The organism is Pseudomonas sp. NPDC089569, assembly GCF_050280625.1.
GTDB lineage: Bacteria > Pseudomonadota > Gammaproteobacteria > Pseudomonadales > Pseudomonadaceae > Aquipseudomonas.
Window position 1 is genome coordinate 12,810 of record NZ_JBNNVQ010000067.1, and the last position, 19,861, is coordinate 32,670.

Below are 19,861 nucleotides of genomic sequence, written 5' to 3' on the forward strand. Positions count from 1 at the left end.
CGCGGCAAGCAGCCGGCGGATCTGGACAAGTACTGGAAGCAGTTCGAAGACCGCCAGCGTGATGTGCAGGGCATCCTCGGTGAGCTGGCCGGTCAACAGGGAATCGAGCCGTCACTCAAGGCCCGCATCGAGCGCCTGCGCGATGAGCATCGTCAGCTGGGCGCCGCTTACCAGAAAGGCCGCGATGCCTATCTGGCGGCGGGCGCCGACCCGACAGCGGGCGACGCCGCGGTCAAAGGCGTGGACCGCGCCACCAGCGACCAGATGAGCGAACTGGTCGGCGAGTTGCGCAAGCAGGGTGTCGAGCAATCGAAGTTGATCAGCGCCAGTGCCGGGCAAACGGTGATGCTGGGGATCATCGTGATGCTGGCCTCGGGGTTGTTGATCGGCCTGTTGAGCCTGTGGCTGGTCAACCGCAACCTGGTCGAGCCGATTCGCAAGCTGATTGAATATGTGGCGCAGCTCAGCGAGGGCAAGTTTGCCGAGCGTGTGGCCAGCGGCCGTCAGGATGAGCTGGGCAAACTGGCGATGGCTGCCAATACCCTGCGCGATTTTCTCGCTGAAACCTTCAATCGCCTGCAGCGCAGCGCCTCGGATCTGGACAGCGCCAGCGGCGAGTTGAATTCGATTGCGACCCTGATGGCCTCGGGGACCAGCGATCAGTTCGACCGCACCGATCAGGTCGCCACGGCGATGAACGAAATGTCCGCCACTGCCCAGGAAGTCGCCCGCCACGCTGCCGATGCGGCGCGTGCCGCCGACGATGCCGATCAATCGGCGCAGCAGGGCGAGAAAGTCATGCAGGGCACCATTCACACCATCACGCAAATGCGCGGCGAAATCGCCAACACCGCCACGGTGATTCGTCAGCTGGAAACCGACAGCGGCCGCATCGGCAAGGTGCTGGAAGTGATCCGCGGCATCGCCGAGCAGACCAATCTGCTGGCGCTCAATGCCGCCATCGAGGCCGCCCGCGCCGGTGAAGCCGGGCGCGGTTTTGCCGTGGTCGCCGATGAAGTGCGCAGCCTGGCGCAGCGCACGGCGGCGTCGATCATCGAGATCAACCAGATCATCCAGACGGTGCAGACCGGCGCGGTGGACGCGGCCCAGGCGATTGAAAGCGGTCAGTCGCGCAGTGAAGAAAGCGTTCGGCAAGTGACCGAGGCCGGTGCCATGCTCGAACGCATCACCCTGGCCGTGGAATCCATTCGCGACATGAACCGCCAGATCGCCACGGCGGCCGAAGAGCAGACCTCGGTGGCCGAGGATATTTCGCGCAACCTCACCGAAATCACCAGCATCGCCAGTACCAACCTGGACAACGTGCAGCGCACTGAAGCGGCGAGCAATAACCTGCACGGTTTGTCAGGGGAGTTGAACGAAGTGACGGCACGCCTGAGCGCCTGATGCATTGGGCTGTGTACCGGCTCGCTTACCGAGTCGGTACACAGTCAATCTCAAATGCGCGCAGCCTGTGTCGATGATGGGGTTACGCCGAACTACAGTGGATAACCCCGATGATCAGTATCAGCTCCGTTTCCATCACTCAGCCCCAGTCGAGCACTTCGCTCGCCTCGACCAGCGCCTCGGGCACCGAAGACACCGCCGTGGCAGCTACCGCGACGGCATCGACAGACAGCACCAAGGCAGCCTCCGGCGGCGCACCGGCCTCGGGTGACAGCAGTTCCAGCAGCAGCGAATCCGATGCGGTGAAAGAACTGCGCAAGCAGATCGCCGAGCTGCAAAAGCAGTTGCAGGAAGAACAACAGCAATTGCAAGCGGCCCAGTCCAAACAGGAAAGCGCCGACGCCAAAGCGGCCGATGTGGCGGCGGCTCAATCGCAGATATCGGCGACGTCCGCCTCGTTGCAGACAGCCACGGCATCGCTGTTGCAGGCATTGCAGGATGAGGGCGGCAGCACGTCGGGGTCGCTGGTCAGCACGTCGGCCTGATCAATCGTCCAAACGCACAAAGCCGCACGACCTTACAGTCGTGCGGCTTTGTGTGCTGTGTATCAGTGGTCTTTTTTGTTCTTCAGGACTTCGCCGGTGGCGGCATTCAAATCCACGTCCCATTCAACGTTGCTGGCGTCGCGCAATTCGACTTCGTACTCGTAAATCTCGGAGTGCTTGTCCAGGTCGCTGTCGGTAATGGTGGCGCCGGGATGCAGCTTCAGCACGATCTGGTTCAGCTCCTCCAGCGGCTTGATCTTGCCATCCTTGACCAACTGAGGGATCTGGTCGACGGGTACATCCTTGGCCTGAGCCAGGCCTGCGGTGAGTGTCAGGGTGGCGATGGCGAACAGGGCGGTCAGGGTTTTCATCCGGGTTTCCTTGGTCGAGTTGTTCAAGTGCAACCAGATTAGTCGGGGCAACTTAATCCACCCTTAAATCACCATGGCCGTGTTGCCGTGTTGCCGTGCTGCGGTGTTCGTTGTAGGAGCCAGGCTTGCCGGCGAAGAACGATCACGCGATTCTGCCAGGTACACCACGGCGCCTGGTTCGCGGGCAAGCCTCGCTCCTACAAGAGATACGCGTACCCCGTAGGAGCGAGCCTTGCCCGCGAACCAGACACCCCACTCGAGATTGACCCTCGTCAGCGTTTTTGCACGCCTGTTTACAGTACGCTGGCCCCCGCAACTTCCCCCGACAGAGGGAAGCGCCAACCCTGCGTGTAAACCATCGATCATCGGTCGTATTACGGGGGGACCATGCGCATCACTTCCCAGCTCATCTGCCAGGCTGCCGACCAACTCAAGGGCTTCGTTGGCCTCAACCGCAAGACCGGCCACTACATCGTCCGCTTCAGCGAGGACTCCTTCGGAATGGACGTGGCCGACGACGGCATCATGGCGGCCAGCGAATTCGTCTGGGGTCCTGGAGCCGAGGGCACCATGATCCTCAAGCGCGAATTGATCCAGTTGCTGATGGATCAGAACATCGATGCGCGGATCAACATCACCGAACCGTTGCGGGTGTACATGAATCGACGGGATGTGCCGGAGATTTCGGCGGTGCGGCGTTTGGTGTCGGGATGATGGTTTTGTGTTGACTGTGCCGGCCTCATCGCGAGCAGGCTCGCTCCCACAGAAAGCACTGCCACCTGTGGGAGCGAGCCTGCTCGCGATGACGACCTCAAGAACAACACATCATTTACTGACTGAACCCATAATCGCGCTCCACCCGACACACCCGTGTATGACACCGCGCATACCAGGTCGAGCGCCCGCGTTCACGAATCGCGGCATGTTCGGGATGCTGTTTCCACGCCACAATCGCCGCCTCGCTGGCCCAGTACGACACGGTAATCCCCAACCCGTCATCGCCCCGCGCCGACTCCACGCCGAGAAACCCCGGCTGTTCGCGCGCCAGTTCCACCATGCGTGCGGCGGCTTCGGCGTAGCCTTGGTCACCCTCAGTGCGCAGCGAGGTGAAGATCACCGCGTAGTACGGTGCCGGTGGGGTCGAGGCGATCATGAGCGTTGCTCCACGCATGCGGCAATCAGTGCGCGTACCAGTGGCGGCAGGTTGCCCTTGAGGGCCGCGCGCTCCGGCTGAAACAGGGTGGCGACGTAAAACGGGTGCCCATTGAGCTCGACCGCCCGCAAGCCCTGCGCCGAATCCTCGCCGACACGGTGCAGGTCGTACTGGAGCAACGCCTGCTCGAACTCGGGATTCACCCCGTAGCGGCAGCGATAGCCTTCGCGAATTTCAGATGTTTCGTACGCCTTGGCGATCAACGAACCATCAACCAGATGAATGCTATCGATGGCCTCCACCAGCGAACAGGCCAGTGGCGTCAACAAGGCCCGGGTGGTATCCGGTGAAACCTCTGCGTGTTCGGCATCCGCCCAGCCGAGCACAGTGCGCGCATATTCCAGCACCGCATGCTGAAAACCGCCGCAGGTACCGAGGAAAGGGCGCTGTCGTTCGCGGGCAAAGCGAATCGCGCGCAACGCGCCGTCCATGCTGCGATAGGGGCTGGCCGGTACGCACCAGAATCCGTCGAACCCGTCGAGTGGCGTGTCGGCATGCAGGCTGTCGGTGGCCAGCCAGTGTCCCTGAACGTCCCATCCACTGTGTTCGGCGGCCAGACCCAGGGCCACGGGGATGGCCTGGTGGGCAGTGACTTGTGGATCGTAGTCGCCGACCAGGGCGATGCGGATGACGTGGTTTTCCATGTGAGGCCTCGGCGCTTGTTGATTGCTCTGGCCCACTATAGATTGGCGTTCACGCACTCAACATTGGCGTTTTCCCAAGTGATCAATGCACCTGCGCACTATCGATTGGACTATTCGGACCTGGCCCTGATTCTCGCGCTGGTGCGCGGCGGCTCTCTGGCCCGGGCTTCGGCGTTGATGAAGGTGGACGTGTCGACGGTGTTTCGCGCCGTGCGCCGACTGGAAGGCGCGCTGGGCCGGCAACTGTTCGAAAAAAGCCGCGCCGGCTACCTGCCCACGACACTGGCGCAAGCGCTGGCCGAACAGGCGGAACGGGCCGAACAGGCCTTGGAGGCGGCGCGTATCGGCGTGGAGCAGGGCGGCGAAGTGATCAGCGGCACCGTGCGCCTGACCTGCACCGATTCGGTCCTGCAAGGTTTGCTATTGCCGGCGCTGGCGCGGTTCATGCCGAACTATCCGGCGCTGACGATCGAACTCAGTACCTCCAACGACTTTGCCAACCTCAGCCGTCGCGACGCCGACATCGCCTTGCGCCTGACCCGCACGCCACCGGAGCATCTGGTGGGGCGGCGTCTGGCGGATATTGCCTATCGGGTATGCGCCAGTGCGCAGTACCTGCAATCGGTCGATACTCGGGACCTGGCAGCATTGACCTGGATCGCCCCGGACGACTTTCTTCCCGATCACCCCACGGTGGCCTGGCGTCGCCAGGCATTGCCCGGGGTATCGCCGGGTTATCGCTGCAACAGCATGCTGTCGGTCACCGAGCTGGTACGGGCAGGTCTTGGGGTCGCCGCGTTGCCGGACTTTTTGATCGCAGAAGGATTGCAGCCGATCAGCGAGCCGTTGCAGGGCTACGACACGGCGCTATGGCTGCTGACCCGCCCGGACTGCCGCGCCTTGCGTTCGGTGGTCACGCTGTTCGACGAGTTGGGGCGGGCGCTGAAGCTGTCGTAAGGCCGGTCAGGTTTTCGGCACGTCTTTGCGCACGAAGTGCTGATGCATTTCGCTGGTCAGGTTTTCGATCCGCTCGGTCAGGGTCTTGGTCATTTCCGTGAGACGGGTGTTTTGCTCAAGCAGTTCGAGCAGTTGCGCGGTGTTCTGCGCGGCTTGCGCCTGCCGTTCAGTGTTGGCGATGGCCAGTGCTTCGCGGTGCTGTGCATCGGCTTCGGACTGCGCCTTGTCCCGCGCTGCCTGACGGGTCTGGGCCAACAGAATCAAGGGCGCGGCGTAGGCTGATTGCAGGCTGAACGCCAGATTCAGCAGGATGAAGGGATAGACGTCGAAGTGGGTGAGGCCGGACATGTTCAGGCAAACCCAGGCCACTACGATCAGTGTCTGCGCCCCCAGGAACGTCGGCGTACCGAAGAACCGCGCAAACGCCTCGGCGCGCAGCGCAAACTTGTCATTGCCGAATGTCGGCCCCAGGTGTGCGTGGGGGCGATGGAACCTCAGGTGATCGACAGGTGGGACGCTGGTGTCGCCGGGTGTGGTGGTCATGGTGTTCTCTGCGGGTTGCCGGGGCGGGTTTTCACTATAGCCCCGGCATCCTTCAAACAGCGCGTTCGCCGAATTAATCCACCACCGCCTGCGACGTTGCGAAGCCGCTGTCGTTCGCCGCGACACTGACCTTGTTGCGACCGGTGTTTTTTGCCGTGTACAGGGCTTTGTCGGCGTCATCGAACCAGGCAGTTGCATCGTCAAACGACGGTTGATAAGCCGCCAGTCCGATGCTCAGGCTGACTCGCAGCTCGGGCACTTGCCGATGGCGGTATTGCTGCATGACGTTGCGCAAGCGGTCCATGGTGTTGCGGGCGTCTATCAATGACATGTTGGGCAGAATCACACAAAACTCGTCACCCCCGTAACGGCCGGCCAGATCGCTTTCACGCAGGTTGCACTTGAGTTCCACGCTCAACTGGCGCAACACCGTGTCGCCGAAAATGTGGCCGTAGGTGTCGTTGATGACCTTGAAGTGGTCGATGTCGATCAGCGCGATCACGGCAGGTTCATGGTGCTTGCTGCACTCGCGAAACTTGAGCTGCAGCAATTCCTTCCACGCCCCGTGATTGAGCAGCCCGGTCAGGCTGTCGGTGCGGCTCAAGGCGCTCAAGGTGCGTTTGTGCTCCGACAATTTGATCGCCAGTTGGTAGCAGACCATGCCCAGCGCCAACGGGTAGAGCGTCAGCATCGGCAAACATGCCCACACCTGCAATTGCGTGGTCGACAGTGAGAAATGCGCGCCGAACAGCAACCAGGCCAAAAGGATGCCTGCCGCCTGGCTGGCGCTACCCAGCATGAACATGCGCAGGCCGCCGGCGGCGACGTTGTTCATCGCCATCATCGACAGGATGGTCACGGTGGTCAGTGGATTGAACTGAAATGTCGCGACCCAGAAGCCGCCGCACAGCGAGTCGTAAATCATGTTGCGGCGTTCGGCCTTGTAGGGATAGGCCGAACGACTCGACAGTTGATAGGCCAGGTGCGGCCAGACCCAACCGTTGAGCACCAACAACACCCAGATCCAGGTCGGCGGTTGCAACGGGTACAGCGCGGCAGCGACGCTGATGCTGCCGATGCCCAGGCCAATGGCCCTGGGCATGTAGATGCGTCTGGCAAATGACAGACCCTTGCCGTGTTGTTTATCCATAATGTCCTGCGCCAGATTCATTCTGAAACACATTGCTGAAAGGATCAGAGTAACCGTTGATGGGTAAAAACGGCGCACATTGTCATTTATTCCAGCAGGAATGATCAGTGTCCTTCGAAGCCATTTAATCGCGGACGGGGGGGCGCAAGCACTTGATCTAGAGCTGGTAGCAGGCCAGGAACATGTCCAGTGCGGATTCCGCCACCGTGATTTGTTCCTCGACTGACAAGCTTGGCTTGCCCATGGAAATCTGCGGCCAGAAGGCAAAGGACTTGAGCAGGCCGTGGATCTGCAGCGCGGCGAATTCCGGTGGCACGGCTTTCAGTCGACCATCGGCCTGCGCGGCACGAATCCAAATGGTCAGTCCTTCTTCGCGCTCGCCCATGCGGGCCACCATGTCCTGCGCACGTTCCGGTGAGTGAATCGTTGCCGCAATGGCCACCCGCGCCAGGTCGAGCAAGTTCTCGTCGCTCAACATCTGCAGTTTGGTCATCAGCAACACACGCAACTGGTCGCGTAATGGCCGGTCTGGGCGGTAGGAGGTTTCCTGTTCTGCCGTCACCCGAACCCATAATTGATTGAGGATTTCGGCGAACAGCTCTTCCTTGCTCGGGAAGTGGTTGTACACGGTGCGCTTGGACACGCCGGCGGTGGCGGCGATCTTGTCCATGCTGGTGATGTCGAAACCGTTGGCACGGAATTCGGTAATCGCCGCCTGAATGATGGCTTCGCGTTTACGGTCGGTCAGGCGCTGTGGAGCTGTCATAAATACGCTTCGGCAGAAAGAAGATGAAAATTACACTCGGCAGTTTACTTGTGCGTGGCTTTGATGCAACCTTGAAACTACACTGTGCAGTGTAATGTTTTGTTAATCATGCACAGAAAAAATAGCGTTTCGGCTGATGCGTGCGTGCCTTGGCCAATCATCGTCCCAAGCGGAAAATCGTCAACGTGCGGTTTTTCTGGAGTCATTCAGTCATGGCCAATTCAAATTTCCCGGCGGATAACGCTGGCACACCGAAAGCCTCCCAACAGGCTCAGGGGCAGTTCCAGAACCACACGCCGATCCAGCGTCTGAGCCTTGGCAAAACCCTGCGCATCCTGTGGAACGCCATGTTCCACAAGCCGCGTGACACCCGCCCGACCGCACCTGTTCCGGTACAAGCCCTGACGCAAGCGGCGCTGCTTGCCGCCCCCGACCATAGCGTTTACCGCCTGGGCCACTCTACGGTGTTGCTCAAATTGCGCGGCAAGTTCTGGATCACCGACCCGGTCTTTGCCGAACGTGCTTCACCCGTGCAATGGGCTGGCCCCAAGCGTTTCCACCAACCGCCCATCAGCCTGGAGCAGTTGCCGGCGATTGAAGCGGTGATCCTGTCCCACGACCATTACGATCACCTGGATCATCAGGCAGTGCTGAAGCTTGCCGACAAGACCCGCTACTTCCTGACGCCGCTGGGCGTCGGCGACACCCTGATCAAATGGGGCATCGATGCCGGCAAGGTTCGGCAACTGGACTGGTGGCAAGGCATCGAGGTCGAGGGGCTGCGTTTCTTCGCCACGCCGTCGCAGCACTTTTCCGGGCGCGGCCTGTTCGACGGCAACAGCACCCTGTGGGCGTCGTGGGTGATGATCGACGGTGACACGCGCATCTTCTTCAGCGGCGACAGTGGTTATTTCGACGGCTTCAAACGCATCGGCGAGCAGTACGGTCCATTCGACCTCACCCTCATGGAAACCGGCGCCTACAACGTCGAATGGCCCCATGTGCACATGCAACCGGAGCAAACCCTGCAAGCGCACCTGGATCTCAAGGGCCGTTGGTTGCTGCCGATCCACAACGGCACCTTCGACCTTTCGATGCACGCCTGGTACGAACCCTTCGACCGTATTCTGGCCCTGGCCTGGGAACGCAGTGTGGCGATTACCACGCCGCAAATGGGCGAGGCCTTCAACCTGATGCATCCGCAACGGGGCGGGGCCTGGTGGCTGGAGGTCGAGCAGCAGGTATTTGAAGATCAACAGAGCGTGGGGTAAGGCGGCTACAGGCGCCGATGAACTTTCGCGCGCGAGCAGGTGATCCGTGACGACGGATAAGTTCGGCCGTTTCTGTAGGCTGAACAGCGAGTGAGATCGTTCACTCGTCATCCGTCAGAAGGATTTTTACATGGACGTAACGTTAAACGGCTGCAAGACGTGGCTGGCCCGGATTGCCCTGTTATCGATGGTCACCGGTGCGGCCTATGGACAGGCACCCATGCCTGAAACCAGGCTGGAGTACTTGAGTGTCGATCAAATCAACCAGCGTATGGACCAGGGCCAACTGAGTTCCGTGGCGCTGGTTCGGCATTTGCTGCAACGCATCGAACGACTGGACAAACAAGGCCCGGCGATCAACGCGATCATTGAGTTGAACCCCGATGCACTCGATATCGCCAGGTCCCTGGATCAGGAGCGCCACGGCGGACACGTTCGCGGCCCCCTGCATGGCATCCCGGTGCTGCTCAAGGACAACATCGACACCTCCGATTCGATGCAGACCAGCGCCGGCTCCCTGGCCATGGTCGGGCAACCTGCGGCCCAAGATGCCTTTATCGTGCAGCGCCTGAGGGCTGCCGGGGCGATCATTCTGGGAAAAACCAATCTCGATGAATGGGCCAATTTTCGCGATCCGGCCATACCCGCGGGCTGGAGCGGGCGAGGCGGGCAGACCAAAAATCCCCACCGGTTAAGCGTAATGCCCTGCGGCTCAAGCGCCGGTTCGGGCGCAGCGGTCGCGGCCGGCTTCGCGCCGCTGACGGTTGGCACGGAGACCTCCGGTTCGATCATCTGTCCGGCATCGCTCAATGGCGTGGTCGGCCTCAAACCCACGGTGGGCTTGTTGAGTCGTAGCGGCATCATTCCCGTGACGCAAAAACTCGATACCCCCGGCCCCATGACCCGCACCGTTCGCGATGCGGCATTGCTGCTCAATGCCATGAGCGGCAGCGATCCGGCTGATCCGCTCCGCAAACCCTCTATCGAGGTGGACTACACCGCGCTACTGCGGCCGGACGCATTGGTGGGACGGCGCATCGGGTTCCCGACGAAGTTCGCCGACAGTGCTGAAGGGCTCTCAAGCGATCCACAGTTTTCCCAGGCTCTGGAAGTCATGCAGGCGATTGGCGCATTGTTGATACCCGTGGAACTGCATGACCCGTTATCGTCGCGGGTAGACGAGGCCATGTGGATGGGCATCAAGCGCGACCTGCCTCGTTATCTGGCAACTCGAACCGCGCTGGCGGCACCCACACTGGAGGCTATCGTACGCTTCAATGAAGACACACCGGGTGATGCTCAGTACGGACAAGGCATTCTGAGCGTGGCCAGCCGTATTGAATTCGATGAACGAACCTACAATGCGCTGTGGCAGACAATCCAGCAGGAAAACTCCGCTGTCATTGACGACCTGCTGAACACCCACCGACTCGACGCCCTGGTGCTGGACGTCGGCTCCCCCGGTTTGAACGTCGTCGGGCTGGCAGGCTACCCGGCCATTATGGTGCCTTCAGGCATCGACGCTGACGACGTGCCGACCTCAGTACTCTTCTATGGTCCGCGTTGGAGCGAGGCCAAATTGTTGGCAATGGCTTACGGGTATGAACAAGCGTCACAGGCGCGACGGGTGCCTGCTTTCAAACCGTAGACATGCGTCAACCAAAAACCACCTCAAGCCGCCCCTCCTTGCGTGATCGAGGGGCAGTTTTGACAACGATCTGCACGTCGCGTCCGAGTAACAACAGACACTCCATCATCTTGGCTTCACTGATCCCTCGAAACTTGCCGCGCAACATTTCAGAAAGCTTGGGCTGTGACAGACCCAGAATTTCAGACGCCTGAACCTGGGTCAGGTGGCGAGACTTGATGATTTCGCCAATTTTTGCGGCCAACTGGGATTTGACTTGCATTTCATTGGACTGGGGTATGCCGAGGTCTTCATAGACGTTCCCGCTGCTTTCTTCGATTTCAACCATTTTTCAATCCTTTCGCGTGATCCTGCGCGGCTTGTAGCCTTTTCCTGATTAAGTCGATATCACTCAGTGCAGTTTTGATGCCCGTGGTCGATTTTTTCTGGAAACAGTGCAGAACATAGATAGCGTTGCCCAGGCGAGCAGCATAAACAGCGCGGTAAGTATTTGTATTGAAGTCCTCAATCACCTCAAGAACCCCAGCGCCCCCAAAGCCCTTGAGTGGCTTTGCATCAGGATGCTTCTTGCCGCTTTGGGCTAGGTCGAGAGCATGGCCAAAAACATCCTGTACATCTGCGGGCATCTGCTTGAGGTCTTTCTTGCTGCTGCAAACCCACAGGAGTGGCTTCCTTGTACTCATGTGAAAATATACCTATATGGGGATAATCGTCAACGATGACTTCACTCACTCCACTCTTGCAAAATCCTCCCGTCCAACCGGATTCGGCATCGCCCCTTTCACATTCATCCCGCGCCCCGGCGCAAACCCCGGGAAAAACGCCAACCCTTCGGACTCAAGCCGATACGCCAGCGCCAATCGCGTGACATCCAGCACCTCTTGCCCCTCTTCGAAACGCTGAATGGCCTCTACCGAAACCCCGGCCTCTCGGGACAATTGCTCGACACTCCAGCCCAGCATTGCGCGGGCCTGGGCGCAATGGGCCGGGGTGAACTGGAAGAGGGCGATACGTTCCAGGGTGATTTTCATCGCGTGAGAGGCCATGGTGTTCTCCGGGCTTGAAGGTGTTGATCAAAATATACTGTGTTTTTGTACAGTTGTTTTGAGCCCGGATCAAATGCAATTTTCTGTTTTTCTTCCCGTTCGACGAACGGCAGTGCGGCAAGGGCGATATTGCGGCCTTGATGAGTCAGATATTCAGACTGCGCTGGATCGCCGCGTGGCAGTGAAGCGAGAAATTCGGGCGCTGCAAGGCCAACTGGGCTCGCAGTGAATGGTGCTTTCCCGTGGGAGCGAGCCTGCTCGCGATGGTCGTTAACGATAACGCGCGTGGTTACTGTTTAAATACAATGCGTTCAAGCTTATCGCGAGCAGGGCAGTTCACACTTGCTGTCTTCCAACCGCCGAAAAATGTGCAGCTGTACATCAAACCAGAGGGGGCAGACTGTAGCCGTCGATTCCCTCACTGAGGTGCACCTCGATTGTCATGCATATCAACAAGGCTGTGTTGTACCAAGTGAATGCTGATAATGGAGGGGGGGCTCGATCAGGTTGACTGTATTACTTCTTGGGGTGTTTAAGTTAAATACAAAACAAGGTGCCTGGGCAGTTCAATGGAGCAAGCGATCTCTATGTCGATAATCTGATTTTCAGTAAGTTTGTAATCGTGCAGCGAGTCTTCATCGCTCTTCCAGCCCATGATGACTTTTAATTCCTCTGTTGCGACGGGGATTTGCTTTTCATAAGAAAAAAAATCTTCTCCTTTCTTAACTCCCATAATGCGATGTTTCATGGCTCTATCCTTCTGGTTGGATCTGCAGGTTTGGTCTGAGCTCCAGTTTCATGGTTGAACTCGCCAAGATGTTTCCCGCGCTTGGTGTATTTTTCAATGGCGCCGTGTTGAAAGTCCCACTCGTAAATTGTGCCTTTTCGGTCTTTCCAGCGAGGTCGTAGTCCTCCCCCTCCTGCAATTGGCGTTTTGGGCGGAGCTCGTCGAATTTCGGGAAACGCAGGTAGATAATCAGGTTTTTGATGGTAATCCTGCCGGGATGCGCTCAGCACAATATAAACCGGCCGCACCCCCGACCCCACCGGAAACACCAGAATGAAATCCTTGTAATCCGGCGGATACACCGGATCGACGATGATCGCGTCAGCCTGTTTCGTCGGTGGAAAAACCCAGATGTGCGGCGCTTGCGGAGCCGCTTCCAGTTTGGGGATGCCGAGGATGTCGGAGCCGTCTTGCGCAGGTGTCCAGATCAGTTCGATGCCTTCACCGAGGTCGGCGACGTATTGGCTGCCACGCGGGGCGACCTGCACGACGTCGACCATCTCCCAATCGCGATTCCTGCCGGTGTAGAAGGCGTAGCCCTTGAGGCTGCCGTCGGCCTGTTGCTCGATGTTCAGGCGAACGCGGTTGCGGGCTTGTTTGAGGGCGCGCAGTTGGTCTTCGCTGTAGAGGGCGCTGTCGCCCAGGCTCGGTGACCAGAACACGGCGACCATCGCCGCCAGAGCAGTCGAGCCGGCAACGCCGAGTGCGTTCGCGGCAGGGGCTATGAGATCCGGTACGCTCAGTGCGACGCGACCAACGCCGAGGGCGATGGTTGAGCCGCTGATGGTCTCGAGGTTGAGCAAACCCTCATCATCGACTTCTCGACCGCCCAGCCAGGCAATTTCGCCGTAGTCCTCAAGGCTGTCGGTCGGTATGAATCCGGAAGGGTTGCTGTAATCGATGACGGCGTCGGGCAAGTTGCAGGATTTGGCGAACACACAGCCCGCACGAACAACGTCGTCCTTTTTCTCCTTCACCTGACGGCGGTCTTCGTAAGCCCGTTGCCTGGCGAGCATGGCCTCGTAGGCCAACTGCCGGGCCTCTCGCTCCGCGAGTTCCCTGGCCGTCATCGGGCGCCAGGAGACATGATGCCCGTCCCCCTCAGGCGGGTTTCTTACAAGGGGAATGTCTGTTTTGCCCGTCACTGATCGTCCCTGGTTTGCGGTCATTGGCAGCCCCGAAAAAGGGCTGCGCGACGTTAACCAAGGTGATCAAGGGTGGCTGTAGGACGATTTTTGAAAGACGTTAGGAAACTTCTTTGTTTCTCAAAATCGCTGCACGGCGCTTCTGTGGTTCAGTGGTTTCAAAGCAGGAGAACACGCCAAAGTCCTCCGATACCCTCAATGTGGAGGATGGCTTACTGACCCTCCAACCCCGCCGCCTCACGAATAATGAAGTGATCCAGATTCTCAATATTCGCGCTGAACACCCCGAACGTCTGCTCGGGGTTTTTCTTGCTCGGCACCTGCTTCAACTCCGGTGTCACGCCATAAAAGAAGCAGAACAAATCCTTGCCGCTGTCGATCGCGTGCTTGATCTCCTCCAGAAACGCCTTGCGCTTGCGATAGCTGTCGATCAGCTTCTTGCTCAGGTACACATTGACCGAGTACGGCTTCTTCTCGAACCAGACCTTCTTCTCGAAATCGATGCGAAAGCTCTGGGTGTAATCCTTGATCTCCTTGATCCGCCCCCAGTAGATCAACCCCTTGTTGTCCTGCAGGTACTCGATCTTCTTGAAGAACGAGGCATACGACGCCGTGTGCTCGCCAATCTTCAGCGGCATGCGCTTGAGCAAGTCCTTGTCATCGAAGTTCGAGACAAAACACTCCACGGGGTGGGCGAAGACGCTGGTCTTGTCCGGCGCCGACTCGCGGCCCGGGTGCTCAGTGTGATGAGTCGCAGAAGCGGGCATCGGGGCCTTTCGCGCGTCCTCCCCTGCCACTTCGGGGCTCGACGGCTTACGCACATACTGACGCCGAATCAGCAACAACTCCGACGGGAAATGCTCCTCCCGCGCGTCATCCGTTTCCGCCTCCACACCCGACGCCGGCGTTTTGAGGCTGATATAAGGACAATCCGCTACATGCCGGGTATTGGGCGTGTTCTTGAAGTGCGGGGTGCGCACGTAATTCACGTTCTTGGCATTGAACGTGGTCAACAGGTTCGTCGCGTCGAATGCCGAACGACAGGCGTCGTTGGGGCATTGGAAGTGTTCTTTGGCGGAATCGAAGGCCATGGTTTCGTCGAAATTGAGGTCGCGTACGTCATAGATCGACAGCTTGTCGTCGAGGCTGAGGCAGTAGGCGAGGTCGAATTTCATGGTGGGGCGGTCCTTTGAGGGGAGGTGGCATATTAATAGCGGGTAGTGGGAGAGGGTGCACTTTTTGATTCATGTTTGCCGTATCAACGGCGGAAACTTGATAAGTCATTTTTGACAGGCGGTCAGCTCGATACCTTGCCTCTGGAATGAGGTCGGCTTAGGCTAGCTTAGCTAATGCTTTGGAGGTGTCATATGAGTGAACTGGTGCAAGTAAACATGCACGAAGCAAAGTCCCAACTTTCTCAACTTGCTGAGCGTGTGTGGCATGGTGACAAGGTGGTGATCGCCAAGGCGGGCAAGCCTTATCTGGATCTGCTGCCCCATGTGGATACGCCTCGGGCGCGCAAACCTGGCCGAATGAAAGGGAAAATTCGGATGTCTGCGGATTTTGACAAGACACCCGACGACATCATCAATGCATTTGAGGGCAGCCTGTGAGGCGCTTGCTATTGGATACCCATGCGTTTCTTTGGTGGCTGTCCGATGATCCCGCGCTTGGTGTCGATGCCCGTCAAATGATTGGGGAGCCTCGAAATCAGGTGCTGGTGAGCGCGGCTTCGATTTGGGAAATATCGATCAAGCAGGCCAAAGGGATGCTGGAGGCGCCAGAAGATCTTGAGGCGTTGGTTGAGGACGAGGGTTTTACCAAGCTGCCGATTTCGCTGTTCCATGGACAGCAGGCGGGCAAGTTGCCGGAGATTCATCGCGACCCGTTTGATCGGATGTTGATTGCCCAAGCACAGGCGGAAGGGCTGGAGTTGGTCACGGCGGACGGGATTATTCCGCAGTATGGGGTGCGGGTGGTGTCGGCGCGGGTGTGAGGGGCAAATCCCTTGCCAAAGGTCTCGCATCGCTCGGTTATTCCGGCTTCAACCGTTTCACCTTTGTATAAAGCGAAGCGGTGAACGCCTCCCGGTCACTCGAATGGTGACAGCGGCGATGACAGTTCGGGCATAGGGCTACAGCATTGCTCGGACGGTCTGAACCTTCCTGTGCCAAATGCTTAACGTGGTGAACCTCAAGAAACGGGTGACCCGACTTTTCAAACGGAGCCGGCTCGCCACACCCTTCGCATTTACCTTCAGCCTGTTGGCGTACCCACGCTCTCACTTCCGGATCGCGAACATACGACTTTCCGTTGGACTGAGTTTGCTCTGGTTTCTCAATCCCTTTCGGTTCGACTTTTATCGGTTGTCGTTCAAGCTTTGCAGCTCGCCGCTCCAGCGTCGCCTCGTCGGCCGTCGGGGCGAAGTCTTCGGGAGTTACAGGCCCTGGAGCATTGAGTGCTTCACGAATGCTCTTTGCAACATTGGCGCCGACATTCTTGGCGGGTTTGTAGCCTTCAATGCGGTCACGCCCAAGTTCGACCAACACGGTGGAAATGTTCTGCATCCGAAACTCAACCGAACCCTTGGTCCGACCAGCCAAAGCACCCTCGCGCAGAACGCGATTTTCATGAGCCTTGTTGATCGCCTGACCGTTCTGCTCGCGAGAAAGCATGCTGAGATAGGCATCGACCGCCGCCTGAATCTCTACGTCACTCCAATCGCTGTTGCTCTTTTCCGTATCCATACAATCGCCGAAGGTTGAAAACCCTCGGACGATACTGAGTGGCCACTACGACTGTCTACGAAAATTCCTACACAAAGCAGAGATGAATCTCGCGAGCGATCCTACAAACACATCACCTAATCCATCGAATGCTTCGACGACTGAAACGCCCGCGCAACCTTGTGCCACCAGGGTTTAACAATTGGCACCTGCTGTTGCGTGTGATCGGGCAATAGATAAGGCATGTCCCGCAGCCGAATCCAACTTTCATCCTGCCAATGCAACAGACTCAGCGACATCTCCGGCCAATCCAACAAACTCAACATCGGCCGATCCGAGTTACCCGACTGCTGCGCATCACGTAAGGCCGGCACCACTTGATGGGTGATCCACTCACGCAGCAACCGATTGCCTGGCGCGTAGTGATACACCAACAACGCGTACACACCGGACTCGCTGAGCATCAGCTGCTTTTCCGGTTGCTGGTAATACTCAACCCACAACGTGCGGTGCTGGTCTTTGTCGAGTTTGTTGACCATGCGTTCACTTAGATGAAAACCCATCAAACGACCGATGTCGCGGGCGCAGAACCATGGTTGGTTTTCCAAGAGGAGGGCGTGGAGAGGGAGGTTGTGGCGGGTGAAGATTGTTGGATTGAAAGGATCAGGCGCGACTGATTGGCGTGGAGTTTTTGCAGGCATATCCATTCCCCCTACGTGTGAAGTTAATGAGGGCCGAGCCCGACGTAGAGGATCTAAGAAGTCCCAACAAGCTGTTCCTTTCAGACACAGGATTACGCATTTGGGGCTGATAACAGCATGCGTTCAGTGTGGCGAAGTCAGCTTCTACGTTGGGCGTTTCTTAGGCACCTGCCGTAGAGCTTAGAGTCGCTTTGAATCGTCATCAATGCGGAAGGGGCTGGAATTGTTGTAGGCGTTTTGGCGATTACTGAAGAAGTGAGTAAGAGTTTTCCTACTCTCATAAAAAAGCCCCGATCAGATCAGGGCTTTTAATTTTTTGATTTGCCGATTCAAGTCGTCAAATCGCAGCTAACGCTGGAATCAATCCCAGCTCAACGCCCCACCAGTCTGATACTCAATCACACGAGTCTCAAAGAAATTCTTCTCTTTCTTCAAGTCCATGATCTCGCTCATCCAAGGGAAGGGGTTAGTGGTCCCTGGGTATTCCTCTTTCAAACCAATCTGCGACAAACGACGGTTCGCGATGAACTTCAGGTAGTCCTCCATCATCGCCGCATTCATGCCCAACACGCCGCGCGGCATGGTGTCACGTGCGTATTCGATCTCCAGCTGAGTACCTTGCAGAATCATCTGCGAAGCTTCTTCCTTCATTTCGGCATCCCACAGGTGCGGGTTTTCGATTTTGATCTGGTTGATCACGTCGATGCCGAAGTTCAGGTGCATGGATTCGTCGCGCAGGATGTATTGGAACTGCTCGGCGACGCCGGTCATTTTGTTGCGGCGGCCCATGGAGAGGATCTGGGTGAAGCCGCAGTAGAAGAAGATGCCTTCCAGAACGCAGTAGTAGGCGATCAGGTTGCGCAGCAACTCTTTGTCGGTTTCGACGGTGCCGGTCTGGAATTGCGGATCGGAGATGGAACGGGTGTATTTCAGGCCCCAGGTGGCTTTTTTCGCGACCGATGGGATCTCGTGGTACATGTTGAAGATTTCGCCTTCATCCATGGCCAGCGATTCGATGCAGTACTGGTAGGCGTGGGTGTGGATCGCCTCTTCGAACGCCTGGCGCAGGATGTACTGGCGGCATTCCGGGTTGGTGATCAGGCGGTATACGGCCAGTACCAGGTTGTTGGCGACCAGGGAGTCGGCGGTGGAGAAGAAGCCGAGGTTGCGCATGACGATGCGGCGCTCGTCGTCGGTCAGGCCTTCCGGGTTTTTCCAGAGGGCGATGTCGGCGGTCATGTTGACTTCTTGCGTCATCCAGTGGTTTGCGCAGCCGTCCAGGTACTTCTGCCAGGCCCAGTCGTACTTGAATGGCACGAGCTGGTTGAGGTCGGCACGGCAGTTGATCATGCGCTTTTCGTCAACGGCGACACGGGCGGAGGCGCCTTCGAGTTCGGCCAGGCCTTCGGCGACATCGAGCGAGTCCAGGGCAGCCTTGGCGCGGGCAACGGCGGCGGAGTCAGAGGCAGTCACGGCGCGGGCTTCGAGGGCGGCAGCACCGCCGGCGCTGTCGAGACGGTCCATGTTGGCTTCGGCGGCCTGGCCGACGTTGGTGCTCTTGACTGCTACTTCCGTGTCTTCTTTGTCGAATTCGTCCCAGCTCAGCATGACGTGTCGTCTCCTGCGTGAGGGCCAGTTGCCCGTGTGAAAATCAATGGTCCGGTTTTTCACACGGCCGTACTGGCCGCGTTGGATAGCGTTTTTTGCAGCGGTACACGCAGGCAAATAAACATGAATGTTGTACGGGGTTCCGAGAGCCTCTGAGGGGCGCAGAAATCGGTGAAGACTTCGGCGTGGGCTTCAGACTGGCTGTTTATCCCTGTAAGGGAATATTGCAGGCCCGTTTAAGGCGGCATTATAGGGAAATTTTTCTGGCCGTGGTGGGGCGAATCCGCGCATATAGCGGCCGAGAGGGCAGGTTTTTCGGTCAGAGCGAGGGTTTATGGGGCTTTGCCGGGAGAAGAATTTTTTTCGTAAAAATGGCTTGACTCAGGTTTTGTTCAAAAACTAATCAGAAAACTGCATTTTTCACTACATCTTGTGTTTGCAAGCGCTTTTCGACGGCTCCAGACACAACTGAGCCCGACCGAAGCCGGGCTGAAATCGACCTTCAGCTCACTGCCGAAATGCGCCGATTCGGTGCAGTCACATCAGCCGCCGGAGCAGCCGTTGCCCATGACGCTGTAGCGCAGGATATGGCGCTGACCTTTGGAGTCGTCATATTCCATCTTCATCGGGACAACTTCACAAACATTGGGAACTTCGCTCATGGAGATAACTTTGGCGATGTCCAGGTGTGTCGAGTAGGTGTATTCCTCTATGGCCGGTTGTTGTTGCGCGACATCAGTCGGGACCTCGTCTGCCATGGCGGTTGCGCACAGACTGCTGAGGGCCAGAACCAATAAAGCTTTCATTTAAATTTTACCTTTCTAAGGTCGAGTGGGGTCACGCAACCCTTTTGAGGTTGCGTGTGGAACTAACTACTTGGTTTTGAATTAACTGCCTTCGTGGGGGCTGTAACTTGGTTAACTCAGTTTGCCGGGTTGGCGTGGCAGATTTTAGGGAGGGGGGGCGGATTCATATAGCCGTGCTTTTGATAAACACCTTTGACGGTTTTTGTAACAATCCCCGATTGCCGCGTTTTTGGTCTTCTGTAGGAGCGAGCATGCTCGCGATGAGCGTCCAGACACTGCGGGCGTTCAGGTAGCCAGCGTTAACGTTGGCGACCATCGCGAGCGTGCTCGCTCCTACAGGGGGGCGATTTGTATGGGCTTGTTACTACCATCGTCGAATGGTTCTATACGCCGGGCCCCGATAAAACGGAGGCCATACAAAAACAACTATTCCACCGAGGTAAGAAAGATGAGTGCGGCTTCCCTGTATCCCGTTCGTCCCGAGGTTCTGGCCAATACCCTGACCGACGAGGCGACCTACAAGGCCA

25 protein-coding genes and 1 pseudogene are annotated in these 19,861 nt (G+C 57.9%); 10 read left to right on the forward strand and 16 right to left on the reverse strand.

Going from position 1 to position 19,861, the window contains the following annotated elements:
- Nucleotides 1–363: 363 nt before the first annotated feature.
- From ACQKP2_RS22035 to ACQKP2_RS22045, 3 genes and pseudogenes are all read left to right on the forward strand, one after another.
- A pseudogene (locus tag ACQKP2_RS22035) lies at nt 364–474 on the forward strand (hypothetical protein); the annotation flags it as partial.
- A 228-nt stretch (nt 475–702) separates the two neighbouring features.
- Nucleotides 703–1,407 carry a methyl-accepting chemotaxis protein gene (locus ACQKP2_RS22040; protein WP_427579449.1) on the forward strand — a complete coding sequence of 235 codons (705 nt, stop codon included), beginning with the start codon at nt 703–705 and terminating at the stop codon, nt 1,405–1,407.
- A gap of 110 nt (nt 1,408–1,517) precedes the next feature.
- Nucleotides 1,518–1,952, forward strand: a complete 435-nt coding sequence (locus tag ACQKP2_RS22045) for a hypothetical protein (protein WP_427579415.1) — start codon at nt 1,518–1,520, stop codon at nt 1,950–1,952.
- 62 nt (nt 1,953–2,014) lie between these two features.
- On the opposite strand, the gene ACQKP2_RS22050 is transcribed toward ACQKP2_RS22045, so the two are convergent.
- Complete coding sequence (locus ACQKP2_RS22050) at nt 2,015–2,323, reverse strand: PepSY domain-containing protein (RefSeq protein ID WP_427579417.1); 309 nt, start codon at nt 2,321–2,323, stop codon at nt 2,015–2,017.
- 387 nt (nt 2,324–2,710) lie between these two features.
- Between ACQKP2_RS22050 and ACQKP2_RS22055 the strand changes: the two genes are divergently transcribed.
- Nucleotides 2,711–3,037, forward strand: a complete 327-nt coding sequence (locus ACQKP2_RS22055; protein WP_427579419.1) for a DUF2025 family protein — start codon at nt 2,711–2,713, stop codon at nt 3,035–3,037.
- A 115-nt stretch (nt 3,038–3,152) separates the two neighbouring features.
- Here ACQKP2_RS22055 and ACQKP2_RS22060 read toward each other — a convergent pair whose 3' ends face one another.
- Nucleotides 3,153–3,476 carry an antibiotic biosynthesis monooxygenase family protein gene (locus ACQKP2_RS22060; RefSeq protein WP_427579420.1) on the reverse strand — a complete coding sequence of 108 codons (324 nt, stop codon included), beginning with the start codon at nt 3,474–3,476 and terminating at the stop codon, nt 3,153–3,155.
- Nucleotides 3,473–4,180, reverse strand: coding sequence for a CTP synthase C-terminal region-related (seleno)protein (locus ACQKP2_RS22065; protein WP_427579421.1), 708 nt, complete (start codon nt 4,178–4,180; stop codon nt 3,473–3,475). Before ACQKP2_RS22065 ends, ACQKP2_RS22060 begins: the two co-directional genes overlap by 4 nt.
- Before the next feature lie 15 nt (nt 4,181–4,195).
- Here ACQKP2_RS22065 and ACQKP2_RS22070 point away from each other — a divergent pair, with 15 nt between their 5' ends.
- Entirely contained in the window at nt 4,196–5,137 is a 942-nt protein-coding gene (locus ACQKP2_RS22070) for a LysR family transcriptional regulator (RefSeq protein ID WP_427579422.1), read from the forward strand.
- 6 nt (nt 5,138–5,143) lie between these two features.
- On the opposite strand, the gene ACQKP2_RS22075 is transcribed toward ACQKP2_RS22070, so the two are convergent.
- The 3 genes from ACQKP2_RS22075 to ACQKP2_RS22085 all read right to left on the reverse strand — a co-directional run bounded on the left by ACQKP2_RS22075 (nt 5,144) and on the right by ACQKP2_RS22085 (nt 7,596).
- Complete coding sequence (locus tag ACQKP2_RS22075; protein WP_427579424.1) at nt 5,144–5,680, reverse strand: DUF1003 domain-containing protein; 537 nt, start codon at nt 5,678–5,680, stop codon at nt 5,144–5,146.
- Nucleotides 5,681–5,753: 73 nt separating this feature from the next.
- Complete coding sequence (locus ACQKP2_RS22080; protein ID WP_427579426.1) at nt 5,754–6,830, reverse strand: diguanylate cyclase; 1,077 nt, start codon at nt 6,828–6,830, stop codon at nt 5,754–5,756.
- Between the two features lie 157 nt (nt 6,831–6,987).
- Nucleotides 6,988–7,596 (reverse strand): TetR/AcrR family transcriptional regulator, encoded by a 609-nt coding sequence (locus ACQKP2_RS22085; RefSeq protein ID WP_427579428.1) that lies wholly within the window; start codon nt 7,594–7,596, stop codon nt 6,988–6,990.
- Between the two features lie 212 nt (nt 7,597–7,808).
- Here ACQKP2_RS22085 and ACQKP2_RS22090 point away from each other — a divergent pair, with 212 nt between their 5' ends.
- Together ACQKP2_RS22090 and ACQKP2_RS22095 are read left to right on the forward strand one after the other, a co-directional pair.
- Complete coding sequence (locus tag ACQKP2_RS22090) at nt 7,809–8,867, forward strand: MBL fold metallo-hydrolase (RefSeq protein WP_427579430.1); 1,059 nt, start codon at nt 7,809–7,811, stop codon at nt 8,865–8,867.
- A 130-nt stretch (nt 8,868–8,997) separates the two neighbouring features.
- Nucleotides 8,998–10,515, forward strand: coding sequence for an amidase family protein (locus ACQKP2_RS22095; RefSeq protein WP_427579431.1), 1,518 nt, complete (start codon nt 8,998–9,000; stop codon nt 10,513–10,515).
- Nucleotides 10,516–10,522: 7 nt separating this feature from the next.
- Here ACQKP2_RS22095 and ACQKP2_RS22100 read toward each other — a convergent pair whose 3' ends face one another.
- The 6 genes from ACQKP2_RS22100 to ACQKP2_RS22125 all read right to left on the reverse strand — a co-directional run bounded on the left by ACQKP2_RS22100 (nt 10,523) and on the right by ACQKP2_RS22125 (nt 14,668).
- A complete protein-coding gene (locus ACQKP2_RS22100; protein ID WP_427579432.1) occupies nt 10,523–10,843 on the reverse strand; it encodes a helix-turn-helix domain-containing protein in 321 nt (106 codons plus the stop codon).
- A complete protein-coding gene (locus tag ACQKP2_RS22105; protein ID WP_427579434.1) occupies nt 10,836–11,198 on the reverse strand; it encodes a type II toxin-antitoxin system RelE/ParE family toxin in 363 nt (120 codons plus the stop codon). The genes ACQKP2_RS22100 and ACQKP2_RS22105 overlap by 8 nt, the downstream gene beginning before the upstream one ends.
- A gap of 45 nt (nt 11,199–11,243) precedes the next feature.
- Nucleotides 11,244–11,561, reverse strand: coding sequence for a helix-turn-helix domain-containing protein (locus tag ACQKP2_RS22110; RefSeq protein WP_427579436.1), 318 nt, complete (start codon nt 11,559–11,561; stop codon nt 11,244–11,246).
- A 532-nt stretch (nt 11,562–12,093) separates the two neighbouring features.
- Nucleotides 12,094–12,309: a hypothetical protein gene (locus tag ACQKP2_RS22115; protein WP_427579437.1), complete on the reverse strand. Its 216-nt coding sequence runs from the start codon at nt 12,307–12,309 to the stop codon at nt 12,094–12,096.
- Nucleotides 12,306–13,493, reverse strand: coding sequence for a colicin E3/pyocin S6 family cytotoxin (locus ACQKP2_RS22120; protein ID WP_427579450.1), 1,188 nt, complete (start codon nt 13,491–13,493; stop codon nt 12,306–12,308). The genes ACQKP2_RS22115 and ACQKP2_RS22120 overlap by 4 nt, the downstream gene beginning before the upstream one ends.
- 212 nt (nt 13,494–13,705) lie before the next feature.
- Entirely contained in the window at nt 13,706–14,668 is a 963-nt protein-coding gene (locus ACQKP2_RS22125; protein ID WP_427579439.1) for a hypothetical protein, read from the reverse strand.
- A gap of 192 nt (nt 14,669–14,860) precedes the next feature.
- Between ACQKP2_RS22125 and ACQKP2_RS22130 the strand changes: the two genes are divergently transcribed.
- Both ACQKP2_RS22130 and ACQKP2_RS22135 read left to right on the forward strand, forming a co-directional pair.
- Nucleotides 14,861–15,106 (forward strand): type II toxin-antitoxin system Phd/YefM family antitoxin, encoded by a 246-nt coding sequence (locus ACQKP2_RS22130; protein WP_427579441.1) that lies wholly within the window; start codon nt 14,861–14,863, stop codon nt 15,104–15,106.
- 11 nt (nt 15,107–15,117) lie between these two features.
- Nucleotides 15,118–15,489 carry a type II toxin-antitoxin system VapC family toxin gene (locus ACQKP2_RS22135; RefSeq protein ID WP_427579442.1) on the forward strand — a complete coding sequence of 124 codons (372 nt, stop codon included), beginning with the start codon at nt 15,118–15,120 and terminating at the stop codon, nt 15,487–15,489.
- Nucleotides 15,490–15,526: 37 nt separating this feature from the next.
- On the opposite strand, the gene ACQKP2_RS22140 is transcribed toward ACQKP2_RS22135, so the two are convergent.
- The 4 genes from ACQKP2_RS22140 to ACQKP2_RS22155 all read right to left on the reverse strand — a co-directional run bounded on the left by ACQKP2_RS22140 (nt 15,527) and on the right by ACQKP2_RS22155 (nt 19,334).
- Nucleotides 15,527–16,240, reverse strand: a complete 714-nt coding sequence (locus ACQKP2_RS22140; protein WP_427579444.1) for an HNH endonuclease — start codon at nt 16,238–16,240, stop codon at nt 15,527–15,529.
- A 116-nt stretch (nt 16,241–16,356) separates the two neighbouring features.
- Nucleotides 16,357–16,920, reverse strand: coding sequence for a BRO-N domain-containing protein (locus tag ACQKP2_RS22145; RefSeq protein ID WP_427579451.1), 564 nt, complete (start codon nt 16,918–16,920; stop codon nt 16,357–16,359).
- A 360-nt stretch (nt 16,921–17,280) separates the two neighbouring features.
- Entirely contained in the window at nt 17,281–18,528 is a 1,248-nt protein-coding gene (locus ACQKP2_RS22150) for a ribonucleotide-diphosphate reductase subunit beta (RefSeq protein WP_427579446.1), read from the reverse strand.
- Between the two features lie 542 nt (nt 18,529–19,070).
- On the reverse strand, nt 19,071–19,334 hold the full coding sequence (locus tag ACQKP2_RS22155) for a DUF2790 domain-containing protein (RefSeq protein WP_427579447.1): 264 nt from the start codon (nt 19,332–19,334) through the stop codon (nt 19,071–19,073).
- A 448-nt stretch (nt 19,335–19,782) separates the two neighbouring features.
- Between ACQKP2_RS22155 and ACQKP2_RS22160 the strand changes: the two genes are divergently transcribed.
- The coding region (locus tag ACQKP2_RS22160) for a hypothetical protein (protein WP_427579453.1) at nt 19,783–19,861 on the forward strand (79 nt) is incomplete at its 3' end.

Excerpts from the sequence above, each read along its gene's own strand:
- ACQKP2_RS22150 (WP_427579446.1), bottom strand. The coding sequence starts at position 18,528 with ATGCTGAGCTGGGACGAATTCGACAAAGAAGACACGGAAGTAGCAGTC.
- ACQKP2_RS22155 (WP_427579447.1), bottom strand. The coding sequence starts at position 19,334 with ATGAAAGCTTTATTGGTTCTGGCCCTCAGCAGTCTGTGCGCAACCGCC.
- ACQKP2_RS22125 (WP_427579439.1), bottom strand. The coding sequence starts at position 14,668 with ATGAAATTCGACCTCGCCTACTGCCTCAGCCTCGACGACAAGCTGTCG.
- ACQKP2_RS22075 (WP_427579424.1), bottom strand. The coding sequence starts at position 5,680 with ATGACCACCACACCCGGCGACACCAGCGTCCCACCTGTCGATCACCTG.
- ACQKP2_RS22045 (WP_427579415.1), top strand. The coding sequence starts at position 1,518 with ATGATCAGTATCAGCTCCGTTTCCATCACTCAGCCCCAGTCGAGCACT.
- ACQKP2_RS22055 (WP_427579419.1), top strand. The coding sequence starts at position 2,711 with ATGCGCATCACTTCCCAGCTCATCTGCCAGGCTGCCGACCAACTCAAG.
- ACQKP2_RS22085 (WP_427579428.1), bottom strand. The coding sequence starts at position 7,596 with ATGACAGCTCCACAGCGCCTGACCGACCGTAAACGCGAAGCCATCATT.
- ACQKP2_RS22050 (WP_427579417.1), bottom strand. The coding sequence starts at position 2,323 with ATGAAAACCCTGACCGCCCTGTTCGCCATCGCCACCCTGACACTCACC.
- ACQKP2_RS22065 (WP_427579421.1), bottom strand. The coding sequence starts at position 4,180 with ATGGAAAACCACGTCATCCGCATCGCCCTGGTCGGCGACTACGATCCA.
- ACQKP2_RS22095 (WP_427579431.1), top strand. The coding sequence starts at position 8,998 with ATGGACGTAACGTTAAACGGCTGCAAGACGTGGCTGGCCCGGATTGCC.
- ACQKP2_RS22140 (WP_427579444.1), bottom strand. The coding sequence starts at position 16,240 with ATGGATACGGAAAAGAGCAACAGCGATTGGAGTGACGTAGAGATTCAG.
- ACQKP2_RS22115 (WP_427579437.1), bottom strand. The coding sequence starts at position 12,309 with ATGAAACATCGCATTATGGGAGTTAAGAAAGGAGAAGATTTTTTTTCT.
- ACQKP2_RS22110 (WP_427579436.1), bottom strand. The coding sequence starts at position 11,561 with ATGGCCTCTCACGCGATGAAAATCACCCTGGAACGTATCGCCCTCTTC.
- ACQKP2_RS22080 (WP_427579426.1), bottom strand. The coding sequence starts at position 6,830 with ATGGATAAACAACACGGCAAGGGTCTGTCATTTGCCAGACGCATCTAC.
- ACQKP2_RS22145 (WP_427579451.1), bottom strand. The coding sequence starts at position 16,920 with ATGCCTGCAAAAACTCCACGCCAATCAGTCGCGCCTGATCCTTTCAAT.
- ACQKP2_RS22040 (WP_427579449.1), top strand. The coding sequence starts at position 703 with ATGTCCGCCACTGCCCAGGAAGTCGCCCGCCACGCTGCCGATGCGGCG.
- ACQKP2_RS22130 (WP_427579441.1), top strand. The coding sequence starts at position 14,861 with ATGAGTGAACTGGTGCAAGTAAACATGCACGAAGCAAAGTCCCAACTT.
- ACQKP2_RS22105 (WP_427579434.1), bottom strand. The coding sequence starts at position 11,198 with ATGAGTACAAGGAAGCCACTCCTGTGGGTTTGCAGCAGCAAGAAAGAC.
- ACQKP2_RS22090 (WP_427579430.1), top strand. The coding sequence starts at position 7,809 with ATGGCCAATTCAAATTTCCCGGCGGATAACGCTGGCACACCGAAAGCC.
- ACQKP2_RS22100 (WP_427579432.1), bottom strand. The coding sequence starts at position 10,843 with ATGGTTGAAATCGAAGAAAGCAGCGGGAACGTCTATGAAGACCTCGGC.
- ACQKP2_RS22060 (WP_427579420.1), bottom strand. The coding sequence starts at position 3,476 with ATGATCGCCTCGACCCCACCGGCACCGTACTACGCGGTGATCTTCACC.